We start from the raw sequence: 22,827 nt of genomic DNA, 5'->3' as shown, positions 1-22,827 counted from the left end.
CTGCCTGATTTAAACAACGCAGATCGCCGGCGTCGGGCGACATCTAAACAACGCCCCACGCTCGATAACGTCCCCTCCCGGTCGCCTCCCGCAACCCGAGCTTTCCGACCAGGTCCTGCGCGGCGCGCGGCGTGATCTCCAGCTCTTCCGCGATCATGCCGGCTGAGACGATCGGGCGGGTCAGCACATAGTCGAGCAGCGCCGGCAGGGAGGAGGTCGAGCGGCGGCCGTCGAGCTTGCGGGCCAGCAGGGTGCGGGCGGTCAGCCAGCGGTCGTGGTCCTTCAGCCCGGCCGCGGCCGCGGCGGCGATCGCCTCGAGCTGGACTGCGAGACGCCCTGCCCTGTCGGCCGGCCTCCGTCGCTCGCGCGGGATCGCCTTAAGTCCCTCGTGCAGGCACGGCAGGTGCATCCTCGCCTTGCCGCGTTCCCGTAGCAGGCTGGCGCCGAGCAGGCGTGCGAGCCAGGGAGTATGCTGCAGCGGCTCGATCGCGGCCCAGGCGTCTGCCGCGATTGCCGACGCCAGCGTCGGCGGCAGGTTGCGTGTTTGGTCGACGACCGTACGCCAGGCGTCGAGACGTTCGTCCTCGTCCCAGTCGAGATCGTAGACCAGCGGGTCCCGCTCGGGCTGGGGCTGGCGCCGCCCATTGCTTTCGCCCGCCAGCGTGCGATCGGCCTGGGCGATCGCGGCGTCCACGGCTGCGAAGACGTCGGCCAGCCGGTCGTCGGTGGGGGCCACGCGAAACGCCTCGCCGGTATCAGCGTCGCTGTCTTCGTCCTCCGGACCGCGCGCCTCATCCTCTTCCTCACTCCGGTTGAGCCGTTCCGCTTCCCGGTCGCCCTGCCCTCCCCTGCCCCGCAGCCCGGCGAGGCCGGCCGCCGACAGCGCCCAGTCGGGGTTGGCCGCGGCGATGCGCCGGCGCGTGCGCAGCACGGCGTGGGCGCGGGTCAGTTCATGGGTCGGGGCGCGGATGTCCATGCCGGCATCGTGGAGGACGAGATCGTCGAGGTGGACCAGCTCGCCTTCCAGCCAAAGACTGGCGCAGGCGTCAGTGAAGTGGGTGCGGGCGATCCACCCGTCGCGGATCGGGCTTTTGGCCAGGCGCTCGTCGAGCCGGGCCAGCGCATCCTCGGCGGCCGCGAGCCGTCCGGCGATATGGGTCCAGGGCAGCGGATCAGGAATTTCGTAGCCGGACTGCAACGTCTTGATAACTCTGAGCGGAATCGGTCAAACGGAAGCTATCACGAGCATAGCTTCCGTCATAGCGATATTCGCTTTCGCATCCTTTTGACTATCGATAACCACCCCTTATCGATAGTGTTGGACACGGAATCGCAAATCGGCGATTCTGGCCGCCCTCAGCCTGGAGAATCACGCCCGCCGGGCCTCCGATCGACGCGAGGACGCCGCCGCTGCCAGCCCCCTGCCCTCTTCCGGACGCCTTCGGCCGCCGCCGGCGGCCGTCACTCGGTGCGCGGCACGCTCCGGTGCGGCGCGCTGGTCGCGACCTCGCCGCGGGCGATCGCCACGAAGCGGCGCTTCACCTCGGCGAACAGGCCCGGCGTCAGGGCTCCATAATAGCCGCTTTCGGTGTCGATATTGCGCAGGTCCGGCCCCGGCCAGGTGAAGCGGTTGCTCTCGGTCAGCACGATCCACGAGCGCTCGGCGTCGAGCCGCAGGCGCGCCTTGACGTCGGCCGGGATCTCGATCGCGTCGGCCGCATTGGTGGGCGGCGTGTGGGTGATCGGCAGGACGCGCACGACCGGATCGCCCGCCTCCGTCGTCATGACGATCGCCAGCACCAGGCACGGGCGGTCCTTGTCGCCCTCCTCCCGGCCCTCGCGGTGCTGCCAGTCCCAAAGATAGGCATAGCGGAAGACCCAGCCGAGCCTGATGTCGGTCGGCAGCACCTCTCAGCCGGCGGTCTGCTTGGCGGAGGCGCCGACCTGGTCGGGGTCCGGCGTCATCTCGGCGGCCTCGACCGCGGCGATCTCGGCGTCGCTGAGGTCGATGGTGCGCTGGACGCGGCGGTCGCGCTTCGACAGCCGCACGAAGTCCTCGTAGGCCATCAGCACGGTGCGCGGCCTGCCGTTCTTGGTGATCACCACCGGCTCGCGCACGGCGGCGTCCTGGTAGGCGCCGAAGTTCTTGGAGACCTCGGCGGCGGTCACGGTGGAAGCCATGGTCGGTTCTCCTTCGTTCCGGAATATACGGAAATCCCGCTAATCCCGCAAGAGGTCCTGCCATGACCCTTCCTCCCGTCCGCCTGCCCGACTCGGCCTCGATCCAAGCGGCACTGGCCGGCCTCGACCCGGCCTCGATCGACGCCGACCTCGTCCCCGCCCTCGCCGCCGCCTTCCCTGGCTTCGACTTCAGCCTCGCCCGGGTCGACGACGACTACTGGCGCGACACCCGGTCGGTCATCCAGCCGGACGGCACGCGCGTCGGCGAGCTGGGGCCGTGGATGACGGGCGAGCTCGCCAAGGATGGCGGCGACGTCAAGGCGACCTGGGAGCGCCTGAAGGACACCGGCCTGCAGATCACCGAGTGGCGTGGCGCCAGCGCCTTCGTCTTCGCGCCGACCGGCCCCGCTCCGGCCGACTACATTCAGATCGCGCTCGGCCGCGAGGTCGAGTGGCGCGCCGGCCCGGTCGTTAACCCGGACTACCGCCCGTGGGGTGAGCAGGAACTGCTCGACCCGAGCTGGCCGCGCCGTGATCCCCTGCCCGACACGGACCGCCTCGCCGGTCCGGTCTACCGCCTCCTCGACCGCGCCGGCAGCGCTTTCGTCCACGTCCGCAGCTTCCTCGACCGCTGCGGCCGCATCGAGCGCGAGAAGCGCGAGGCCAAGCGGCCCGAGATGGAGCGGCGCGTCGTCCGGGAGACCGGACCGGGCGGCGCGACGCGCGAGACCCCCTTCCTCAACCTGGTGCCGGACTACTTCGAGTTCGTGCCGCGCGAGCTGCGCTTCTTCCGAGACTGGGAGGACTCGAGCGCCCGGCCGCAGCGCGTCTTCGCGCACTGGGCGCTGGACGCCCGCGACTATACCTACAAAGGCGAGCGCGAAGTGGGCTTCATCCCGCGGCCGCTGAAGATGCCACGAGAGCGGCTCCTGCTGACACCAGAGACGTCGGTTCACCAGTTGATGGACCGGATCGAGGCGGTTGACGGTGAGGTCGGCCTGCCCTTCGGCTGGTTCTTTCTGATGACCCATGGCCACTGGGTCGAGCCCGATGTCGGCCTCGCGATCGCGGAAGGCCTCAAGGCGCAGCGCGTCCGCCTGCCGGACGCGGATGCAGCGGTGCTACTGCGCTGGGCCGAGCGATCTTACGGATTCTGAGGCGTACCATGGACGACATTGTCAAAGGCCGATCGCTTAACGCCGAATCCAGGCGCGCGCTGGAGCTCGACACGCTTTCGGCCATCCTGCCGATGGACCGGCGCGATCGCCTCGCGCAACTGCTCACGGACGACGACGTCGCGACGCTCAAGCACCTCGCGCGCGAGGGCATGGGCGAAAACAGCCTGCGGGCTTTGGCATCGGATCTGGCTTATCTCGAAGGCTGGGCGGCGGCCGCCACCGGCGGGCCGCTGCCGTGGCCGGCGACGGAAGCGTTGGCGCTGAAGTTCGTCGCGCATCACTTGTGGGATCTGGCGCAGCGCGAAACCGACCCCCGGCACGGGATGCCGGCGGCGGTCGCCGAGGCGCTGCGCGGGGAGGGGCTGTTGCGCAGCGCCGGCCCGCATGCGCCGAGCACCGTGAAGCGGCGCCTGGCGAGCTGGGGCACGCTGCACCGGTGGAAGGGGATCGAGGGGCCCTTTGGCTCTCCCGCCGTGCGGTCGGCCGTGCGCCTGGCGGTGAGGGCCTCGCCGCGGCCGCGCCGGCGCAAGAGCAAGCGGGCCGTGACGCGCGACGTCCTCGACCGCCTGGCCGCGACCTGCGCGACGGACCGACTCGCCGACACGCGCGACCTCGCGATTCTGCTGCTGGCCTTCGCCTCCGGCGGGCGGCGGCGCAGCGAGGTGGCGCGGCTGCGGATCGAGCAGCTGAGCGAGGAGCCGGCGGTGCCGCTTGATCCGCTCGACCCGAATTCGGCGACGCTGCCGTGCATCTCGATCCAGCTCGGTCGCACGAAAACCGGCGACGCTGATGACGTGGGGAGGGTGTTCCTGGTCGGCCCGCCGGTCGAGGCGTTGCGGGAGTGGCTCGATCGAGCTGATATCCGGAAAGGCGCGATCTTCCGCGCGATCGACCGTTGGGAGGCGATCGAGGAGCGCGCGCTGACCCCCCAATCGATCAATCTGATCGTCAAGCGGCGCTGCACGATGGCTGAGCTTGACCCCAAAGAGTTCGCTGCGCATGGATTGCGGGCAGGGTACCTCACCGAAGCGGCGCGCCAGGGCATTGGCTTGCCCGAGGCAATGCAGCAGTCGCAGCATCGGTCTGTGCAGCAGGCTGCGAGCTATTACAACGAGGCAGAGCGCGCGCAGGGCAGGGCGGCCCGCCTTGGGATCTAGTGTGAGGACCGCTCACAGCGCGAAATGTCGCGCGAACCTGCGGTGAAGGGGCGCCTCTTCCTGTGTCGATCGCTTCGTGCCGAAGTCGATGGACGGCGGTTACGAAGGGAAAGTTCTCAGCTGAGAACTACCGCGGTTCCGTCTTTCCCCAACGTCGCTGCAAAGGCGCGCCTCGGGCGCGTCACCCTTCGCCGCGCAGTCCGAAACTCGCTAACAGATTTCGGCAATCCGCCTATCGGGCGTCTAGCGGGAAAGTTCTCAGCTGAGAACTCTTCAGGACGGTCCTCGAAATTGAGTGGCAGCGCACGACCGCACAGCGGCTCCAGACCGATGCAATGCGACTCGCGTATGCTTTAGCGGCGGCCCGACCATTCCGCCACAATGGTTAATGCGCGTTAACTCTAAATCGCTTGACCGACTCGGACGAACAAGAGAATTTACGCTCGACACGAGAAATAGCGGCATCGAGCGTAGATGACAGAGCTAACACAAATTGACCCAAGTCATCGCACCGGAAAAAAGGTGCGCTCGTTGACTCGGTTGATCGAGTCGGACGCCGACTTGCTCAGTGCGCAGCTGAAGGAGCTGCGAACTCGCGCCTTCCCTCCCGCGGCTCAAAAGGAGCTGCGCAAATTCACGTCGGGTGAAGCCGCCAAGCTGGTTGGCGTCACCGACGCATACATTCGTCAATTGTCGATCTCCGGTGACGTTCCGGAAACTGAAAAGAATGCGCGCGGGCGCCGCTTGTTTACGCTCGAACAGATTCACGAGGTCCGGCGAACGCTCGCCCGCTCGAAGCCGACATATCTGCCGACACGTCGCAAGGGCGATCATCTCCAGGTGATTGCTGTCACCAACTTCAAGGGCGGGTCAGGCAAAACAACCACTGCCGCACATGTCGCGCAGTACTTCGCAATGCGTGGGTTCCGCACTCTCGCCATCGACCTAGACCCCCAGGCTTCGTTGTCGGCGCTTTTCGGATTGCAGCCGGAATTCGACCTACAAGAGAACGACACCCTTTACGGCGCGATCCGCTACGACGACCAGCAACGCCCGATGAGCGACGTTATCCGGACGACCTACTTCGCCGGTCTCGATATCGTTCCCGGCAATCTGGAGCTTCAGGAATTTGAGCACGACACGCCACGTGTACTCGCCGAGGGCCGCCGTAGCTCCGACCGAATGTTTTTCTCCCGCATCGCTACGGCGTTAGCTTCGGTAGAAGATCGGTATGACGTTGTAATACTCGACTGCCCGCCCTCGCTCGGCTTTCTTACGCTCTCGGCGCTCTGCGCCGCGAGGAGCGTCCTCGTCACCATTCATCCGCAAATGCTAGACGTCGCGTCGATGTCCCAGTTCTTGCACATGACCTCCAGCCTCCTTGACGTTGTCGAGAAGGCCGGGGGGGACGCTGACTACGACTTCTTCCGGTACGCGATCACGCGATACGAGCCTTCCGACGGGCCACAGGGCCAAATCGTCGGCCTGATGCGAAGCTTGTTTGGCGAGCGTGTCCTTACGACCCCGATCCTTAAGTCGACTGCGATTGCAGACGCCGGGCTGACGAAGCAGACCCTTTACGAGATCGGCCGCGAGAATTTTACCCGCAGCACCTACGACCGGGCGATCGAGGCGCTCGATACTGTCCATGCCGAAATTGAGAGCCTTGTCCTTGAGGCTTGGGGGAGGGCGACGTGAACAAGCGCCGCGACCAACTGAAGGCCATGATGGCGCCGATCACCGGGCCAACCGCCCCGAGCGAAGATCGGCCGACGCGCCCGCCGGTGTCATCCGGTTCGCTTAAAGCGATGGGTCTCTCGCTGAAGAGCCTGTCCGACGATGCGGACGAGGCCCAGGCGCTACGGGCGCAACTCGCATCGGGCGCTCAAGTTGTCGAGATCGATCCGAATCTCGTCGATCCCGCGTTCATACGCGATCGCCTTAATGTCAGCGATGGAGACGAGTTCGAGGCGTTCAAGGCTGGACTGTCGGAGGATGGGCAACAAGTTCCGATCCTCGTGCGTCCGCGAATCGATGCTCCCGGACGCTACCAGGCCGCATATGGACATCGCCGGGTCGCAGCCCTTCGTGCCCTCGGTCGGCCCGTTAAGGCGATTGTGCGCGAGCTTAGCGACGAAGAGTTGGTCGTCGCTCAAGGCAAAGAGAATACAGATCGCAAGGATCTCTCGTTCATCGAGCGCGCGCTGTTCGCGGCCAGACTTGAGGATCGTGGCATTGCACGTGCGGCAATCATGTCAGCGCTCTCGGTGCCAAAGGGAAATCTGTCGACGATGATTTCTCTTGTCAGAGAGCTTCCCGAAGACCTCATCATCGCTATTGGCGCGGCCCCGAAGGTCGGGCGCCCCCGTTGGGAGCAGTTGGCGACGCTGGTGAAGCAGGGCGATACAAAATGGCGTGACGTGGTTTCCGATGCAAATTTTCAGGCTGGCCCGAGCGATGCCCGCTTCGAGCGAGTGTTGAAGGCCTTGGTTCGCCGTCCGAAGAAGCCAGCGACGTATATCGTCAAATCTGACGATGGAAAGCAGGTTGCGCGCATCGAGCGCGCCAAGGATCAAACCCGCCTCACGATCGACAATCGTCACGCACCCGACTTCGGAGCGTATCTCGTCGATCAGCTGCCCGAGATCTATGCGGCATTCAAGCGCCGCGCAGATGCGTGAACCGCGTACCCTGACAACACGAGAGGAACCGTAGGCAAAGAAAAAGGCCCCCGAAACGTCACCGTCCCGGAAGCCTCTGTCTTAGTTTGGCGACTGATAGAGAATCACTTCCGCGAATCGCAGTCAAGTCTCTCGTGAGAGACGGCGCCGTTTCGGCGAGCAGATTTCCTTTGCCCGCATGAGGGCAAGACATGGAACCACATACCCCAACGACGCCCTTTGGGCGGCGATCGCTGACGCTCGCCCACCTGGCAACGCAGATCGCCGCATCGTCGCGTTCGCCCGAGAAGGTCGTACACAAGTGGAAGATATTCCAGGCGATCTGCCGGGCGCGGCCGAGCCTCGGCGTGACGGAGCGCGCGCTTTCGGTGCTGAATGCGCTTCTCACGTTCCACCCCGAGACCGCGTTGACGGGCGAGGACGACCTCGTCGTCTTCCCGTCGAACCAACACCTGTCGCTTCGCGCGCACGGCATGCCGGCGTCTACGCTGCGACGCCATCTCGCCGTCCTGGTCGACGCTGGACTGATCGTCCGCCGCGACAGTCCCAACGGCAAGCGCTACGCGCGCAAGGGCGCATCGGGCGAGATCGAGCTAGCGTTCGGCTTCGACCTTTCGCCGCTCGTGGTCCGCTCAGAGGAGTTCGAGAACCTGGCGGCGGCCGTGGAGGCTGAAGCCCGTGCCATCAAGCTCGCACGCGAGCGCATCACACTGTGCCGGCGCGACATCGCCAAGATGATCGCGACGGCCATCGAGGAGGGCGTCTCGACGCGCAGGGGAGGGCAGGGGCCTGTGGACTGGGCAGACGTCCACGCCGACTTTCGCTCGATCGTCGAGGGGATTCCGCGCACAGCGACCCGCATCCAGCTCGAGGCGGCGGCCGAGGAGCTCTCGCAACTCGCGGACGATGTCCTCAACTTGCTGGAAAGCCACGTCAAAACACAAGATATGAGCGCCAATGAGTCCCGAAGTGAGCGCCATATACAGAATTCAAATCCAGACCCCTTAATTGATCTTGAACCTGGCTTTCGAGGAAGCCGGGCGGCGAGGACGGTGCCAGAACCTGAAACGCCGAGGGTTGCCGAGACGGCCTATCCGCTTGGGTTGGTGATGAAGGCTTGCCCCGACATCGCCGACTACGGCAGAGGCGGGATTTCGAACTGGCGGGACCTCCTGGCGACGGCGGCGGTGGTCCGGTCGATGCTCGGGATCAGCCCCAGCGCCTGGGAGGAGGCGCAAGCCGTGATGGGCGAAATGCAGGCGGCCGTGGTTGTGGCGTGCATCCTGCAGCGCGGCGCGGCCATTCGATCGGCCGGCGGCTATTTGCGTGGCCTGACCGAGAAGGCGCGGGCCGGGGAGTTCTCGCTCGGGCCGATCCTGATGTCGCAGATCAACGCGCAACTGCGCACCAAACGATCGGCGTGACGGCGTGGCGGTCTCGAGGGGAGGGGCGCGCCCGATGCTGGCGGGTCGGTTCGACGTTCGCGACGGCGTGGCCGGAATTTCGCGGACTGGCTTCGGGTTGTGCCCGGGCTGTTTGCGCTGCTGTTCTGCCGTTCGGCCAGGCACGCGGCGGTCGCTCATTGTTGCTCGGTGCGTTCCGTGTGCCGTCGACTGCTTGGATCGCCCCGAAATCCAGCGCGGCGTCTTCTCGCTGGTGCAACGTCCTCGATGGATTGGCATCGACTACGCGGGTTCTTGCTGCCGAACTTTGGCCCGGCGCGGGGCAATGGTGGTACGGCGACGATTGCTCGCTTCTCCCCGTCGGGCAGCGCTCCCGGTTTCATGGCTGGATTCCTATGGCCGTCGCCGGCACGTCGGTCCCCTCGCCCGAGAATTTTCCCCTGCCGCCACCCGCTTGCGGGTCCCGTCGGCATTCCTCGCGCACACGCCTGCGGCGCCAAAATTGACGGGCTGACGGGACGCAGCGCTGCGCTCGCCCTTCGCCCGCGTCTCGCGGGCTTCGGCTCTGTGCCGTCTTCCCGGCCATCACGGATCGCCATCGCAACGGGGCGCAGCCCCAAAAGATGGAGAGAGACTATGCGCAACATCGCCGAATTCACCCTCATCGGCCGCGTCGGGACCATCAAGCAGGTCGGCAAGACGGTCCGCGTCACCGTCTGCGCCAACTATCCCTTCAAGGACAAGGGCGGCGAGTGGAAGGACGACCAGCACTGGAACGAGGTGACGATCTTCACCAAGTCGATCCAGGACTACGTGAACGAGCATGTCAGCAAGGGCGACCTGGTGCACGTGCGCGGCCGGGTTCGGCAGAATAGCTACGAGCGCGACGGCCAACGGATCTACACCGTCGACCTGATCGGCCTCGAGTTCGGCAAGCTCGCCCAAGCCGCCGAGCGGCCCGCCACCTAAGCCAGAGACGGGGAGGCGCGAGCCTCCCCGGTCCCTTCCACCTTGAGTATCAGGACGGCAGTTTTCGTGATCGCGTCTGACGCGCCAGCGCGCGATCGGCGCGATTCTTCTTGGTGATCGCCGACATCAGCTCATCGTAGTTCACGCCGCTCTTCTCTAGGGCGCGCCGCGCGTCGGCGACGTCGAAGCCCAAGAGCTCGAACACGCTCATGTTCAGGCTCGTCGCGATGCGCTCGATCGTGCGGATCGTCGGATTACCGATGCCGCGGACCATCGTGTAATAGGTGTGGCGCGCGAGCCCCGTCTTGGCCAGGAATGCCTCCGCGCCGCCATTTTCGATCTCGAGCTGCTGCATCCGAATCGCCAGCATCTCGTTCAGAACCGAGTGATCGAGAGACTGAGGCTTTCGGACGGGCGACATCTCGGCCGGCTCTGCTACGCGTTGGGCACGCTCCAGCATCACCACACCTCTGTGTCAAAGTCTAGAATATTGGACATTGACCAAGCGAATTTCTTGTTGAGGCGACTCGACTTAGCGCGCGCCGACACCGAATCGGCGCGCGCTCTGGCCGGCCTTACCCAGGAACGAAATCGGCTCGACGCCGGCGCGCTCGGCTATGAGCTCGATGTAGTCGAGACTTGGGTTCGCTGCATCGGTCATCAGGTGGAAGTAGCTCGACCTTGGAATCCCGAGGCGTTCCGCGAAGGCGCAACGGGTGAGGCCCATCTCCTTGCGCAGGCACTCGAGAGCGTCCTGGAACGCAATAAGCAGCGTGTTGCCGTGAGCCGCGTGAGCGGCCTTCCGGCCGGATACCTTCGTGTTCATCGAGTCGCTCGCGTCCCTCGCTGATGCGACGTCGTCACTGCGGTGCGGGCGTATAACCCACACGTTGGACTGCCGTCTAACATTCAATATAATAGACGGATTCGATTCAACCAACAGGAGCGCGCTCGGACAAAGAAAAACCCGGCAGAGCCGGGTCTCCCAAGAGGGTCAGCGGGCTGGCGACGCCAATCGCCAGCGGTGCCTCGTAAACGCTACAGCATCCTAGCCCGCGCCACCCGACAGTTCAAGAGACTCGCGCGTTTTCACGCCACGGTCTTTGTTTGCCACGCGCTCTCGCGAAGAGAGGACGCGAATGCAGATGCCTGGCCTCAATCCAACCGCCCCCTTCGGGCCGCGGCCGTTGTCCGCGACTGCGCTGCGCGCGCAGCGAAACGTCACGCTGTGCGCCGGCAAGGCTGCACACAAGTGGAGGATGTTCCGCCACGTCTGCGAGGCGAGGGCGGAGCTCCGGCTCTCCGACCGATCGCTCACGGTGCTGAATGCACTGCTGAGCTTCCACCCGGACACGGTTCTCACGCTCGGGTCGGACGACCTTGTGGTTTTCCCCTCGAACCGGGAGCTCTCGGTGCGGGCGCACGGCATTCCCGCCTCGACACTTCGCAGACACATTGCTGCCCTGGTCGACGCCGGGCTCATCCTTCGCCGCGACAGCCCCAACGGAAAGCGCTACGTGAGGCGCGCGCCGGGCGGCGGCATCGAGCAGACTTTCGGGTTCGACCTCAGCCCGCTCGTGGCGAGCGCGGACGAGCTGGCTGGCCGAGCCGCCCGTACCATTGAAGAGCGCCGGGCAGTGGACGCGCTCCGCGAGCAGATTACGCTTGCCCGCCGCGACATCGCGAAGATGCTGTCGTTCGGCGTCGAGCAGCACGTCGACGCCGGCCTTCCGGCGCTTCACCGCGAGTACAGGGAACTGCTCGACAGCCGGCCGCGGGCCGCGCGCAGAGAGACGCTGGAGCCGCTCGCTGCCGCGTTGGCCGAGCTATCGAAACGGATCCTCCACATTCTGGAGAATCAGATCGAGGACGCGCCCCCTCGCGACGCGACCGGCGAAACGGAATGTCCGGCATCCGAAGGCAGCTACGGCGCCGGCGAGCCCCGTCAAGCCGAACCGAAGGGCGACGCTGCGCTCCCCGTCCCGGTGCGGCTGGTCGCCGAGAGGTGCCCCGACTTCGTCGACTACGCGCGCGAGGGTCTGCGCACGGCGCGCGACGTCACCGACACCGCGGCGATCGTGCGCCCGTTGCTCGGCGTCAGCCCGAGCGCTTGGGAGGAAACCTGCGTTGCAATGGGGCCTGGCTTGGCGAGCGTCACGCTCGCCCTTATCCTGCAACGCGGCAGCGCAATCAGGAACCCCGGCGGCTACCTGAGGACGTTGGCGCGACGTGCCTCGGCCGGCCAGTTCTCCGTGTGGCCCATGCTGATGGCGCTCGGCGCCACGCAGCGCCAAAAGTCCGAGGCTGCGCGCACCCCACCCACCCCTTCCTTCCCGGACGAAGGTGCATAGAGACCGGTCATCACTGCGCGGTCGCTTTTCCTCGCCGACGGCTATTGCCCGTCGACGGGCGGCAAACGTCCGAGCCGTTTCAAGAGGTCGTGGATTGCGCGGTCGACAATGCGCAAAGGCTGCGTGCGCTCCTCGGCGGCGAGCTGGCGAAGCGCGAGGTCAATGGCGTCGGGCAGGCGTAGCGCGTAGGGCCGCGACGACGCGCGCTCGCCATAGGCCTCGAACGGATTGCGATTGCGGTCGCGCGGCGACCGTGGCGCTTTCTTCGGCTGGTCGGGCTCGCCCGTCTCCGACGACAACCTCCTTTGCGCAGGCGGCGCCGGCGTGACCGGGTCATGATAGGCCGGGGTGACGACGACGGGCTGTAGCGGGGGCCTCTGTCCTGGCGGCGTGCCAACGCGTTGCGCGCGGAACGCGTCGCGGGGCAGGGGAGGCCGATCCGGCTTCTCACTCGGCGCGCCGTCGCTCATGCTGCGGTGTCATCCGCGGAGCCTTGGCTCGCGGCGAGCAGCTCGCGCACGACCTGGTCGGCGTTGTAGCGCGCCTTGTGCACGGACTCGTCCTTGTCGCTCATCTGGTAGAGCGTGCCGAAGCCGCTGGTCATCGTGCGGAAGGTCACGCGACGGTAGAGCGCCGTCGCGCACACCGGGACATGCTCGGAATCGAAGTAGCCGACGACCTCGCGCAGGGGGCGCGTGTTGCGGTCGAGGCTGTCGTACTCGTTGAACAGCACGCGGTGCTGACTCATCGGCAGCTGCGCGGTGGCGGCGTGCTGCTCGAGGTTGCGGATCGTCCGTACGACCTGAGACGCGTCGAAAGTGTGGACCTTGCAGGGCAGCACGACGAGGTCGGCGCGCAACGCCGCCTGGACTAGGACCTCGCCATAGTAACCGGGCGTGTCGATGACGACGACGTCGTAGCCGGCGAGCCGCTCGACAGCCTGGGCCAACGCCGCCTCGTCAGGTGCGCGGACGAGGTCGACGCCCTGAGGGCTCAGCCCGCGCGCGACGGACGACGCGTGCCACTGGTAGGAGGACCCCTGCGGGTCGGCGTCGACGATCGCGGCGGAGTAGCCGTGTTTGGCGAACTCGCCGGCGAGAATGATCGCGACCGTGGTCTTACCACTGCCGCCCTTTGGGTTAGCCACTGCGAAAACGCTTGGCACGCCCACCTCCTGCTTCTCGTGGAATCGCTCATCTAACATACGATATAATAGATATTCGGCAATACCGCAGTTCGTCACTCCGGAAGTGCGTGACTGCGGTGTTGCGGTGGTCACGCGTTGCGGTGCTCGGGCAATGCGTCATTGCGGTATTTCGGCAATGTGTGAAGGCGGCAATGCGCGGATACAACAGCACGCTTTTATGGCATTCCGGTATTGGCGGCGTCGTTCATTGAGGTATTGCCGCATTAGTGGACTTCGTCATTGCTGACTTGCGGTGAGATTATCCGGAAGATCCGTGTCGGGAGATGGGCTGGCTTCCCTGGTCGTGAACGCCCTTCTTTGGGAGAGGTCTGACAGTCGATTTATTAGATGTTAGTTGACAAGATACCGGTTTGTGGGCCAAACCCGGGGACGACTGCTGAACGCAGTCGGACAGCGCTGACGCGCAATAGCGGCAGAGCCGCGCGAACGGGAAGGAAGGGAGCGCCGATGGTTCGCTCCGCGAGAGAACCGCGACGCAAGCCGAGGCTCCGGACCGAGTTGTCGGATGCCGACGAGGCGCGGCTTCAGGCGGCCGTTGTGCTGTTCGGCGTGCCGAAGGCCGAGGTGGTGCGGCGCCTGATCCGCGCGTCAGTGCAGGCGGGGCCAGCACTGTCGGCGGAGAATACACGCGCCGTCGTCGAGCTCGCCCAGCAGGTCCGGATGGTCGGCCGCAACCTCTCGCAGGTCCTGCGCGCCATCCACCGCGGCCAAGCGGTGCGCATCGAGGACACCGAGCCGGTGTGGCGCGGCCTGCACGAGGTGGTTGCCGCCATCAACGACGAATTGACCGAGATGACCGTGGCCTACGGTTCGAAACTGCGCCGGCAGGCCGGGCTTCCGCTGCCATCCGAGATCCCGACCGAGGAGGCGTGATGAACCGCGCAGCCCAGATCGCCTGGTGGGTCGCGCAGGTCGAGGCCGCACGGACAGCTGTCACCGCGGCCGCCGAGTCACGGCGCCGACCCCGAGCCTTTGGCGGCCTTGACGACGAGCCGAGACGGCGGGCGGCGCGGGTTGCGCCGCTTCCCAAAGTGCCACCTGCAGACCAGGTCATCCGCGGGCATACAATCACCGGCGGTCGCGACGAAGAGCGCTCGCGGTCGTTGCCACCGTCGTCGGCTGGGGGAGGTGGCGGTGGACCGCCCCCGGTTCGTCCTGCCGCGCGGGCGCCGATCCCCGGCGGCGCGGGCGGGGCAGGGCCGGGCGCCGTCGGCCGCGCGCGCCAGTTCGCCGCGGGCTACCAGCCTGCGGTCATCAAGGTGCTGTCCTGGGCGCACGGGACCGTCCGGGCCACCAAGACGGGGCAGTACGTGCAGCGCGAGGACGTGCCGCTCGAAACCCACGACGGCCGCATGTTGACGGACCGCGAGGCGGTCGCCGACGAGATCAAGGCGTGGTCGGTCAACTTCTCGAAGCGGGCCGAGAGCCAGGACGTCTCCGCAGTCCGCCTGATGCTGCGCGGCGTGAAGGATACTGAAGAGGGCCGCGAAACCTACGAGAAGGCGATCGCTGCCGGCTTCGCCGGGCACCGCTACGCGTACCGGCTCGACACGACGTCATCCGGCGACCTCGAGGCGCGCCTCGTCATCGCCTTGGCAGGGCCGGCGAAGGAGCGGTTCCGCGTCCGCGAGGAGCGGGTCGGAGACCACGAAAAGCAGTTCACGCGGAAGCGCTTCGACATGGCCTCGGAGGGAAAGATCGCGGATCGCATCCATGCCGCGACCGGGATTGGTACCCAGGCAATCGGCGTGTCGCCCGGAATGACCAACCACGGCCGCAACGGCGTGACCTATCGACTCAACAAGCTGGTCGAGCACGGCGCAGTGGTCGACGACAAGGGCAAGGCCATCGCCAACGTCGCCGACACACGGGTCGCGGCGCGCGAGTGGGGGCCGTCCCTTCGCTCGCAGTCGGTGCGCGACACGATGCACCTCATGCTGTCAGCGAAAGCGGGCACCAATGTCGAGGCCTTGAGACGGGCCGCGCGCTCCTTCCTGCAGGACCGCTTCGGTGACCACAAATTCATGTTCGGCATCCACGTCGATAAGGAGGCGGCCGGCCACATCCACGTCCACGCCGTGATCGCCGCGAAAGGCGAGTCCGGCCAGAAACTGCACCCGGGGCCCGAAACGTTCCGCGAATGGCGCACGGCATACGCCCAGCACGCCCAGGCGGAGGGGCTGCGCATCGTAGCAACCTCGGCGCGGGAGCGCGCGTCGTCGCAGAGCTACGGCCCGAAGGACAAGGCCATAGTCGAGACGGCGGAGCGGCCGCGAACCGCTCGCGAAGCAAGGGATCGCGCCTATGCCGCCGATCCGGCTAACCGGCGGTTGATCGACAATGCCCGGCAGCGGATCGCGACTGCGCGTGCAAATCCGATCAGCTTGCCGAAGTCGCCGCCGGCTCGCAAAGTTGTGAATGAAAGCGTGTTGGCCTGGCGAACGGTAGCGGCCGAACAGCCGGCCAATCCGATCGCCAAGGACATGCTCGAGCGTCTGTTGATGGCGCAGGCCATCGGGGGGATACTTCAAGCAATCGGACGTCGTGTCGAGCAGATCACAAAGGAAGATAGCGGCATGGCCATTTCATCTGAACAGATGGCGAAGGACCTTCGCGTGATGAACGAGGCGGTCTCGCGAACGAGCGACCTTCTCGTGGGAGAGACCAAGCAGCAGTTCCGCGAGACGTCTGCTCGCTATCTCGAAACTCTGGCCAACCGCATCGACCTTCAACGAGTCCAGGAGCGCGGCGTCGAACGACTCAGTCGCGGCGAGGTCGAGTCCATCGTGGGAACGAATGCAGACCGGCTTATCGAGCGAGCCCAAGAAATCCGCCTTAAGGAAGAACGCGAGGCCGCATCCGCGGAACAAATCGCTGCTCGCGCGGTCAATGCCGAGCGGAGACAAGAGGCCGGTGTTGCGTTGGATGCGACATCGCAGCGTGAGCTGCGAGCCGAACGAAGCATTGTGGCCGGATCGCAGCAGGCCGCGTCAAGAGAGGCGCGGGAGGCTGCCGCCGCCGCCGAGGCTGCGCGAGCGATTGCGGAACATCCCGGTCAGCCGATTCCCGCGGCGCTTGTGCAAACGGATGCGCTTGCGAAGCTCCGCGCGGAGCAAGAACAAGTTATCCGGGAGATCGAAGCGAGCGAGCGGGCGACGGCACAATCAACGAAAGGTCAGCGTCTAGTCTAGAGAGACGCCTTGTTTTTGAATATTCTTGCGGCGGCATTCTGGCTTCTTGGCGCTAAGCGGAATTAGAGTGGATAATCAGGTGCCAATGGCGTCGTCGCACGCGGACCGTCGGTCGCGCTGAGGTGGCGTTAGGGACGACGATCATTCCCTATCTTCCCTTAACGTGAGGCCTGTGGCATCCTAGTGCCTATGAGGGTTGGCATCTGGCTCCGCAGGTTGCTCCCGATCCTAGCGGTTTTGGGGCTCATTGCCGGACCGTTCGCTGTATCGGCGAGCGGTGCTGTCGTGCAGGCTGCCTCCGCCATGTCGATGTCCGACATGGCGGAGGACATGTCCTGTTGTCCGGTTGAGAAGCCAAACCTGCCAGATTGCCCGAAATCGTGCCCGTTGATGGCGCTTTGCATGGCCAAGTGCTCCTCGGTGTCGTCGACACTTTCGAGCCTCGTCGTCTTTTGGGATCAAACAGATACGCTCCTCCCGGCCAACGCCGTGTTCGGCGACGCGCTTGTGATAGAACCCCCAGCTCGACCTCCGCGAATCTAGAACATCGCCGGCGGCGTTAGCGCGCCGGATCGTGTCGCCCTAGCAAGGCTCGGGCGGCCGAGAGCGCGTGGCCCTAAGCCACGCCATGCCGGGCCATGTGCACGGTACGTCGATGCATCTAGGACTTTCAAACGATGACCACTTCTAAGAAGAGCGCCGCCTCGGGCGCGCTCGCAGTCGCACTCTGCGTGGCAGGCCTCTCGACGGCGCAAGCAGAGGTCACGGACTACGAATTCCAGCTCCTTCAGACCGACGTCAAGCAGGGCAACGCGGCCATCGTCGATGTCCGCCTCGTCGACAAGCGAACCGGTTCATCAGTCGCCGACGCCGTCATCTTTGCAACCCGGATCGACATGGCGCCAGACGGCATGGAAACGATGACAGCGCCGATCGAGGTTCTCCCCTCGACGGAGCCGGGAGTCTATCGTTTCAAGGCCAACCTGGTGATGGCCGGCGGATGGCGCCTTTCGCTCGGAGCGAAGATACAAGGTGAAACCGGCACGCTCGAAAGCAAGCTGGTCCTGAAGGCGACGCCGTGAGACGGATCTCTCTGCGGGTCCTCGCCCTCGCCGCTGTTCTGGCGGCGGGGATCGGAGGTTATTGGGCTGGCGTCCGGGGCTTACCCGTGGCCGGCCTCCGCGAATGGCTTGGTCGCGAGGGAACCCCTGTAACGGCTCAGCCCGAGGCCACGGGGGCGATCATCTATTATCAGGATCCTGACGGCAGGCCGGCTTATTCGACGACGCCGCGCCAGACCCGAGACGGCCGGGCTTTTCGCGCCGTTCGTGCCAGCGAGGATGTGAGCTTCGAGGAAAGGCCGCCGGCGACGGCCGATGCCACCCCGCGGCGCATTCTCTACTACCGCAATCCGATGGGGCTGCCTGACACCTCGCCGACGCCGAAAAAGGATTCGATGGGGATGGATTACATCCCCGTTTACGAGGGGGAAGATGATGGTAGCCCCGTCGTGCGGGTGCCGCTTGGCAAGCTGCAGCGGACTGGTGTGCGATCCGAGTTGGCGACGCGGCGTCCTGTGGGCAGATCAATGCGCGTACCTGGAATGGTTCAGCTCGACGAACGGCGCATTTCCGTGGTCGCAACCCGGAGCGATGCCTTCATCAACGAGGTCGCGAGCGTCACGACCGGGGATCGCGTGAAGAAAGGCCAGGTACTCCTCAGGCTCTATTCGCCAGACATTGCCGCCGCCGGCGCCCAGTTCCTCAGCGATCTTAATATCGGCGGTCGCGACAGTGCTGCCGGCGGTGCCCGACAGCGCCTGGAAAATCTGGGTGTACCGCCAGAGGCGATCGCGGAGATCGAGAGGACACGCAAGGTGCCGCTCTCGATGACGTGGCGCGCGCCGCGCGATGGCGTCGTGCTCGAACGCAATGTCGTCGACGGCATGAAGGCAGCGCCGGGCGACGTGCTATTCCGTCTCGCGGACATTTCGACCATCTGGGTACTGGCCGATGTGCCGGAGTTCGATCTTGAGGCCGTTCGGCTCGGTGCGCCCGTGGCGATCCACGTCCGAAGCCTACCGGGGCGCACCTTCGAAGGACGCGCTTCGCTGATTTATCCGCAGGTCGGTGAGGCGACCAGGGCAACGAGAGTGCGGATCGAGATCGCCAATCCCGGGGATGTTCTGCTCCCAAATATGTATGCGGAAGTGGAGATCGGCGCAGGCGATGCGGCGCCGGTGTTGGCGGTCCCCGAGAGTGCGGTGATCGATAGCGGCACGCGGCAGTTCGTTATCATTGATCGTGGAGAAGGGCAGTTCGAGCCGCGAAACGTGAAAATCGGCGCGCGGGGCGCGGGCTTCACCGAAATTCGCGAAGGGATTGCGGAGGGCGACCGTGTCGTGGTCGCTGCAAATTTCCTGATCGACGCCGAGAGCAATCTGAAGGCGGCGCTCCGCGGCCTGACTCCGCCGGAGCCACAACCATGATGATCTCTCGCTTCATCGACTGGTCGGCCCGCAATCTTGTGCTCGTCTTCGTCGGCACCATCTTCGCGGTCGCCGCCGGGCTCTACGCGCTTAAGACGCTCCCGCTCGACGCTATACCCGACCTCTCCGACGTGCAGGTGATCATCTATACGGATTATCCGGGCCAGGCGCCGCAGGTGGTCGAAGACCAAGTCACCTATCCGCTCACCACCTCGATGCTGACGGTACCAAGATCGAAGGTAGTGCGCGGTTTCTCCTTCTTCGGCGTCTCGTTCGTCTACGTCATCTTCGAAGACGGCACCGATCCCTATTGGGCGCGTTCGCGCGTGCTCGAATATCTCAACGCTGCCGGGCAGCGATTACCGACAGGGGTCACGCCGACCTTGGGGCCGGATGCAACTGGCGTTGGCTGGGTGTACCAATACGCGGTCGTCGCCAAGGAAATGACTCTTGCCGAGTTGCGCTCGCTGCAGGATTGGGTGATCCGCTTCGGCGCATCCAAGGCCGAGGGCGTTGCGGAGGTCGCCAGTGTTGGCGGGTTCGTGAAGCAATATTCGATCGTGGTTGATCCGAACCGGCTGCGGGCACTGGGTATTTCGCTCAATCGAGTGCGCGAGGCGGTCAAGGCCAGCAACGCCGATGTTGGCGGCCGCACCGTCGAGCTATCCGAATTCGAGTTCATGGTGCGCGGTCGCGGCTATATCCGAAGTGTCGCGGACATTGAGAACGTTGTGCTGAAGACCGACGGGGGCGTGTCGCTACGGGTCAAAGATGTTGCGCGTGTCGAAATCGGGCCGGACGAACGCCGCGGCATCACCGAACTCAACGGCGACGGTGAGGTCGCAAGCGGAATCGTGCTGCAACGGTTTGGTGCCAACGCGCTCACGGTGATCGAGAACGTCAAGGTGCGGCTGGCTGAGATTGCGACTAGCTTGCCCAAGGGCGCCGAGATTGTCCCAGTCTACGATAGGTCTGAACTGATCGACCGGGCGATCGAGACGCTGAAAGGGACGCTGATCGAGGAGAGCGTGATCGTTGCGCTAGTCTGCGTGGTGTTCCTGCTGCATCTGCGGAGCGCGCTCGTCGCCATCCTGATGCTCCCGGTCGGTATCCTGATCGCCTTTGCGGGGATGAGGTCGATAGGCCTCGGCTCGAACATTATGAGCTTAGGCGGCATCGCGATCGCCGTAGGCGCCATGATCGACGCCGCCATCGTAATGATCGAGAACGCGCACAAGCATTTGGAACGTGCGCCACCGGCCAAGCCGCGCACCGAGATCCTCATTGAGGCGGCCAGTCAGGTCGGCCCGGCGCTTTTCTTCAGCCTGCTCGTCATTACCGTCTCTTTCCTGCCAATTTTTACGCTGGAGTCGCAGGAGGGTCGGATGTTCGGCCCGCTCGCCTTCACCAAGACCTTCTCAATGGCGGCCGCCGCGTTGCTGTCGGTGACGTTGGTGCCGGCGCTCATGGTGGTCTTCGTGCGCGGCCGGATCATCCCGGAGCATCGGAACCCGATCAACCGCTTCTTGATTTGGGCCTACCGTCCAGTCATTCGTGGCGTCTTGAGGGCCAAGACGCTCACCCTCTTCGTCGCGCTCATTGCTCTCGGGGTGACAGTGTGGCCGGCGCGACAGATCGGCTCAGAGTTCATGCCGAATCTCGACGAGGGCACGTTGATGTACATGCCAACCACCTTGCCCAGCATTTCCGTGACCAAGGCGGCCGAGCTGCTCCAGATGCAGGACCGCATCATCAAGAGCTTCCCGGAGGTGGCTTCCGTCTATGGCAAGGCGGGACGTGCCCTCACAGCGACCGATCCGGCGCCGACCGAGATGTTCGAGACCATCATCAATCTGAAGCCGAAGAGCGACTGGCGCCCGGGCGTTACCATCGACAGCCTGAGGGCCGAGATGGACAAGGCATTGCAGTTCCCGGGGGTCTCCAATGCCTGGACTATGCCGATCCGTGCCCGCATTGACATGCTTGCCACCGGCATCCGCACGCCCGTCGGTGTGAAGGTCTTTGGCACCGATCTCGGTCAGATGGAGCAGAGCGCTCGCGAAGTCGAGCGGGTGCTGCGCAGTGTATCAGGCACATCGAGCGCCTATGCCGAGCGGGTGATCGGCGGCTATTATCTCGACATTGTGCCAGATCGTGACGCGCTCGGCCGTTATGGCTTGTCGATCGGGGACATCCAGAGCGTGATCGCGAGTGCGTTGGGCGCCGAGACGGTGACGACCACCGTCGAGGGGCGCGAGCGCTATGCCGTTACCATCCGCTATCCACGGGATTTCAGGAGCGACCCCCAGTCTATCGCGCGCGATGTGCAGGTGTCGTTGCCAACCGGCGGAATGGTGCCCCTCGGCGAGATCGCCAAGGTCAAGCTCACCCGCGGCGCGACGTCGATCCGTACCGAGAACGGCCAACTTGCAGTCTACGTCTTCGTCGACATCGTCGGCCGCGATCTTGGCGGCTATGTCGCCGAGGCACAGCAGGCGGTCTCGAAAGAGATCAGACTCCCTGCCGGCACCTATGTTTCGTGGAGCGGCCAGTTTGAATATCTGCAACGCGCCGAAGCACGATTGAAGATTGTCGTCCCACTCACGCTGCTCGTCATATTCCTGTTGCTCTATCTCAACTTCCGGGCGCTGACGGAAACGGTCATCGTCATGCTGTCGCTGCCGTTCGCGCTCGTCGGTGGCATCTGGTTGATGTGGTGGCTCGGGTTCAATATGTCGGTGGCGGTGGCGGTCGGCTTTATCGCGCTTGCCGGCGTTGCCGCCGAGACTGGCGTCATAATGCTGATTTATCTGGAGCAGGCCATGGCGGACCTGCGGGCGACTCGGGACGCAGAGGGACGGCCCTTTACCCGCGATGACGTCTACGAGGCGATAATGCTGGGTGCCGTGGAGCGGGTACGGCCGAAGATGATGACGGTGATCGCGATTACGGCTGGCCTCGTCCCGATCTTGTGGAGCAACGGCACCGGCTCGGAGGTGATGCAGCGCATTGCTGTGCCGATGATCGGCGGCATGGTCTCCTCGACCGTCCTGACGCTGGTTGTGATCCCCGCTGTCTACGCACTGGTGAAATGCTGGCGGTTGCCGCGAACCAGCGAGCCGCCGCATGAGCACAGAACCGGCCATCGGAACCTGGATCCGACCAATGTCGAAAAAAGCTCAGCAATATCAACAAATTAGTTCCATAATTAAGGTTATGCGACAGGCGGGTTGCGCTAGCCAGGCGGGGTCGAAGCAGGGCTGCTACGTGTCGAATGTTCATGCCACGTTCTTTTCCCACATAGCCTCTTGCCAAGGGGGCTCCCGACTGTATGCTCGGACCGGCCATGCTCAGACGATTCCGCTCCTTTGTGATTCTTCTCGCGACGCTCGCCGTCTTGATGACGAACGCGACGTGGGCAATCACTACGTCCGCGATGGCTCATTCTCCGCTCAATGCGCATTCGCATTCATCTACCACGGCGGAGCATGCTGCGGGCCAGCATTCTTCCCACGAATCTAAGATGCGTTACCAAGCGGTGGTGGATTGCTCTAGCGCCTCCACATCGACTTGTGAGGGTGGGCATCAGTCGAAGGACCCAGCTCAATCCTGCTGCGGCACAATGGCTTGCCACGCCACCATTGCGACAACGACATCCATGGTCACAGTGGTCGCTTTCGCGAGGATGATCAAGCCCTTCCCCTTAGAATACGGCCTCAAGCAGCAGCAGCTCGGTCGCCTCGATCGTCCTCCGAGAGCCGTCGGCGCATAAGTCGTCGGTAGGAGATTTGGCGATCTGAACCTTTGACGGACATTGTCCGTCTTAACGTCCCGTTCCCGGATATCAGCCGACGACCTTCGAAGCCGCGTACGCCGCCGCTTGCGAAGGATGCCGTCCCCACGCCGAGCATGCGTAACGCTCTCGGTCGACCTGGCTGATCTTCGAGGACCATAACCGTAATGAGATTTATCGTTGTAGTGGCGACGTCTGTCGCCCTTTCCGGCTGCGCAGAATTCCCTG

19 protein-coding genes are annotated in these 22,827 nt (G+C 64.8%); 12 read left to right on the top strand and 7 right to left on the bottom strand.

The window, feature by feature from the left end:
* Positions 1-43: 43 nt before the first annotated feature.
* The 3 genes from KIO74_RS30755 to KIO74_RS30745 all read right to left on the bottom strand — a co-directional run bounded on the left by KIO74_RS30755 (position 44) and on the right by KIO74_RS30745 (position 2,181).
* Positions 44-1,198: an RHE_PE00001 family protein gene (locus KIO74_RS30755; protein ID WP_213339594.1), complete on the bottom strand. Its 1,155-nt coding sequence runs from the start codon at positions 1,196-1,198 to the stop codon at positions 44-46.
* Between the two features lie 263 nt (positions 1,199-1,461).
* Positions 1,462-1,908: an mRNA interferase PemK gene (locus KIO74_RS30750; protein ID WP_034462706.1), complete on the bottom strand. Its 447-nt coding sequence runs from the start codon at positions 1,906-1,908 to the stop codon at positions 1,462-1,464.
* A 3-nt stretch (positions 1,909-1,911) separates the two neighbouring features.
* Positions 1,912-2,181 carry a type II toxin-antitoxin system Phd/YefM family antitoxin gene (locus tag KIO74_RS30745; RefSeq protein WP_034462705.1) on the bottom strand — a complete coding sequence of 90 codons (270 nt, stop codon included), beginning with the start codon at positions 2,179-2,181 and terminating at the stop codon, positions 1,912-1,914.
* A gap of 62 nt (positions 2,182-2,243) precedes the next feature.
* Between KIO74_RS30745 and KIO74_RS30740 the strand changes: the two genes are divergently transcribed.
* The 6 genes from KIO74_RS30740 (at position 2,244) to KIO74_RS30715 (ending at position 9,569) form a co-directional block, all read left to right on the top strand.
* Positions 2,244-3,338, top strand: coding sequence for a hypothetical protein (locus KIO74_RS30740; RefSeq protein WP_213339592.1), 1,095 nt, complete (start codon positions 2,244-2,246; stop codon positions 3,336-3,338).
* Positions 3,339-3,346: 8 nt separating this feature from the next.
* On the top strand, positions 3,347-4,516 hold the full coding sequence (locus tag KIO74_RS30735; RefSeq protein ID WP_213339590.1) for a tyrosine-type recombinase/integrase: 1,170 nt from the start codon (positions 3,347-3,349) through the stop codon (positions 4,514-4,516).
* 474 nt (positions 4,517-4,990) lie between these two features.
* Positions 4,991-6,214 carry a plasmid partitioning protein RepA gene (repA, locus tag KIO74_RS30730; RefSeq protein WP_034462702.1) on the top strand — a complete coding sequence of 408 codons (1,224 nt, stop codon included), beginning with the start codon at positions 4,991-4,993 and terminating at the stop codon, positions 6,212-6,214.
* Complete coding sequence (repB, locus tag KIO74_RS30725) at positions 6,211-7,197, top strand: plasmid partitioning protein RepB (protein ID WP_034462744.1); 987 nt, start codon at positions 6,211-6,213, stop codon at positions 7,195-7,197. Before repA ends, repB begins: the two co-directional genes overlap by 4 nt.
* A gap of 191 nt (positions 7,198-7,388) precedes the next feature.
* Complete coding sequence (repC, locus tag KIO74_RS30720) at positions 7,389-8,621, top strand: plasmid replication protein RepC (protein ID WP_213339589.1); 1,233 nt, start codon at positions 7,389-7,391, stop codon at positions 8,619-8,621.
* Between the two features lie 615 nt (positions 8,622-9,236).
* A complete protein-coding gene (locus tag KIO74_RS30715; RefSeq protein ID WP_034462700.1) occupies positions 9,237-9,569 on the top strand; it encodes a single-stranded DNA-binding protein in 333 nt (110 codons plus the stop codon).
* A gap of 49 nt (positions 9,570-9,618) precedes the next feature.
* Here the strand turns inward: KIO74_RS30715 and KIO74_RS30710 are convergent, their stop codons facing one another.
* Positions 9,619-9,924 carry an XRE family transcriptional regulator gene (locus tag KIO74_RS30710; protein ID WP_249731672.1) on the bottom strand — a complete coding sequence of 102 codons (306 nt, stop codon included), beginning with the start codon at positions 9,922-9,924 and terminating at the stop codon, positions 9,619-9,621.
* A gap of 177 nt (positions 9,925-10,101) precedes the next feature.
* On the bottom strand, positions 10,102-10,395 hold the full coding sequence (locus KIO74_RS30705; RefSeq protein WP_034462699.1) for a helix-turn-helix domain-containing protein: 294 nt from the start codon (positions 10,393-10,395) through the stop codon (positions 10,102-10,104).
* 313 nt (positions 10,396-10,708) lie between these two features.
* Here KIO74_RS30705 and repC (KIO74_RS30700) point away from each other — a divergent pair, with 313 nt between their 5' ends.
* On the top strand, positions 10,709-11,920 hold the full coding sequence (repC, locus tag KIO74_RS30700; protein WP_051443753.1) for a plasmid replication protein RepC: 1,212 nt from the start codon (positions 10,709-10,711) through the stop codon (positions 11,918-11,920).
* Between the two features lie 41 nt (positions 11,921-11,961).
* On the opposite strand, the gene KIO74_RS30695 is transcribed toward repC (KIO74_RS30700), so the two are convergent.
* Both KIO74_RS30695 and KIO74_RS30690 read right to left on the bottom strand, forming a co-directional pair.
* Positions 11,962-12,390: a hypothetical protein gene (locus KIO74_RS30695; RefSeq protein WP_034462698.1), complete on the bottom strand. Its 429-nt coding sequence runs from the start codon at positions 12,388-12,390 to the stop codon at positions 11,962-11,964.
* On the bottom strand, positions 12,387-13,085 hold the full coding sequence (locus KIO74_RS30690) for an AAA family ATPase (protein WP_213339588.1): 699 nt from the start codon (positions 13,083-13,085) through the stop codon (positions 12,387-12,389). Before KIO74_RS30690 ends, KIO74_RS30695 begins: the two co-directional genes overlap by 4 nt.
* 489 nt (positions 13,086-13,574) lie before the next feature.
* On the opposite strand from KIO74_RS30690, the gene KIO74_RS30685 reads away from it, so the two are divergent.
* The 5 genes from KIO74_RS30685 to KIO74_RS30665 all read left to right on the top strand — a co-directional run bounded on the left by KIO74_RS30685 (position 13,575) and on the right by KIO74_RS30665 (position 22,006).
* The gene (locus KIO74_RS30685; RefSeq protein ID WP_034462697.1) at positions 13,575-14,000 is read left to right on the top strand and encodes a hypothetical protein; all 426 of its coding nucleotides are present in this window, start codon (positions 13,575-13,577) and stop codon (positions 13,998-14,000) included.
* A complete protein-coding gene (locus tag KIO74_RS30680) occupies positions 14,000-16,318 on the top strand; it encodes a relaxase/mobilization nuclease domain-containing protein (RefSeq protein ID WP_213339587.1) in 2,319 nt (772 codons plus the stop codon). The genes KIO74_RS30685 and KIO74_RS30680 overlap by 1 nt, the downstream gene beginning before the upstream one ends.
* A 677-nt stretch (positions 16,319-16,995) precedes the next feature.
* A complete protein-coding gene (locus KIO74_RS30675; protein ID WP_034462694.1) occupies positions 16,996-17,400 on the top strand; it encodes a FixH family protein in 405 nt (134 codons plus the stop codon).
* Positions 17,397-18,806, top strand: a complete 1,410-nt coding sequence (locus tag KIO74_RS30670) for an efflux RND transporter periplasmic adaptor subunit (RefSeq protein ID WP_213339586.1) — start codon at positions 17,397-17,399, stop codon at positions 18,804-18,806. Before KIO74_RS30675 ends, KIO74_RS30670 begins: the two co-directional genes overlap by 4 nt.
* On the top strand, positions 18,806-22,006 hold the full coding sequence (locus KIO74_RS30665) for an efflux RND transporter permease subunit (RefSeq protein WP_213339619.1): 3,201 nt from the start codon (positions 18,806-18,808) through the stop codon (positions 22,004-22,006). The genes KIO74_RS30670 and KIO74_RS30665 overlap by 1 nt, the downstream gene beginning before the upstream one ends.
* The last annotated feature ends 821 nt before the right edge of the window (positions 22,007-22,827 follow it).

The organism is Chelatococcus sp. HY11, from assembly GCF_018398335.1.
GTDB lineage: Bacteria > Pseudomonadota > Alphaproteobacteria > Rhizobiales > Beijerinckiaceae > Chelatococcus.
The sequence above is the reverse complement of the archived record's forward strand: the minus strand, read 5'-3'. Positions and strand labels throughout refer to the sequence as shown.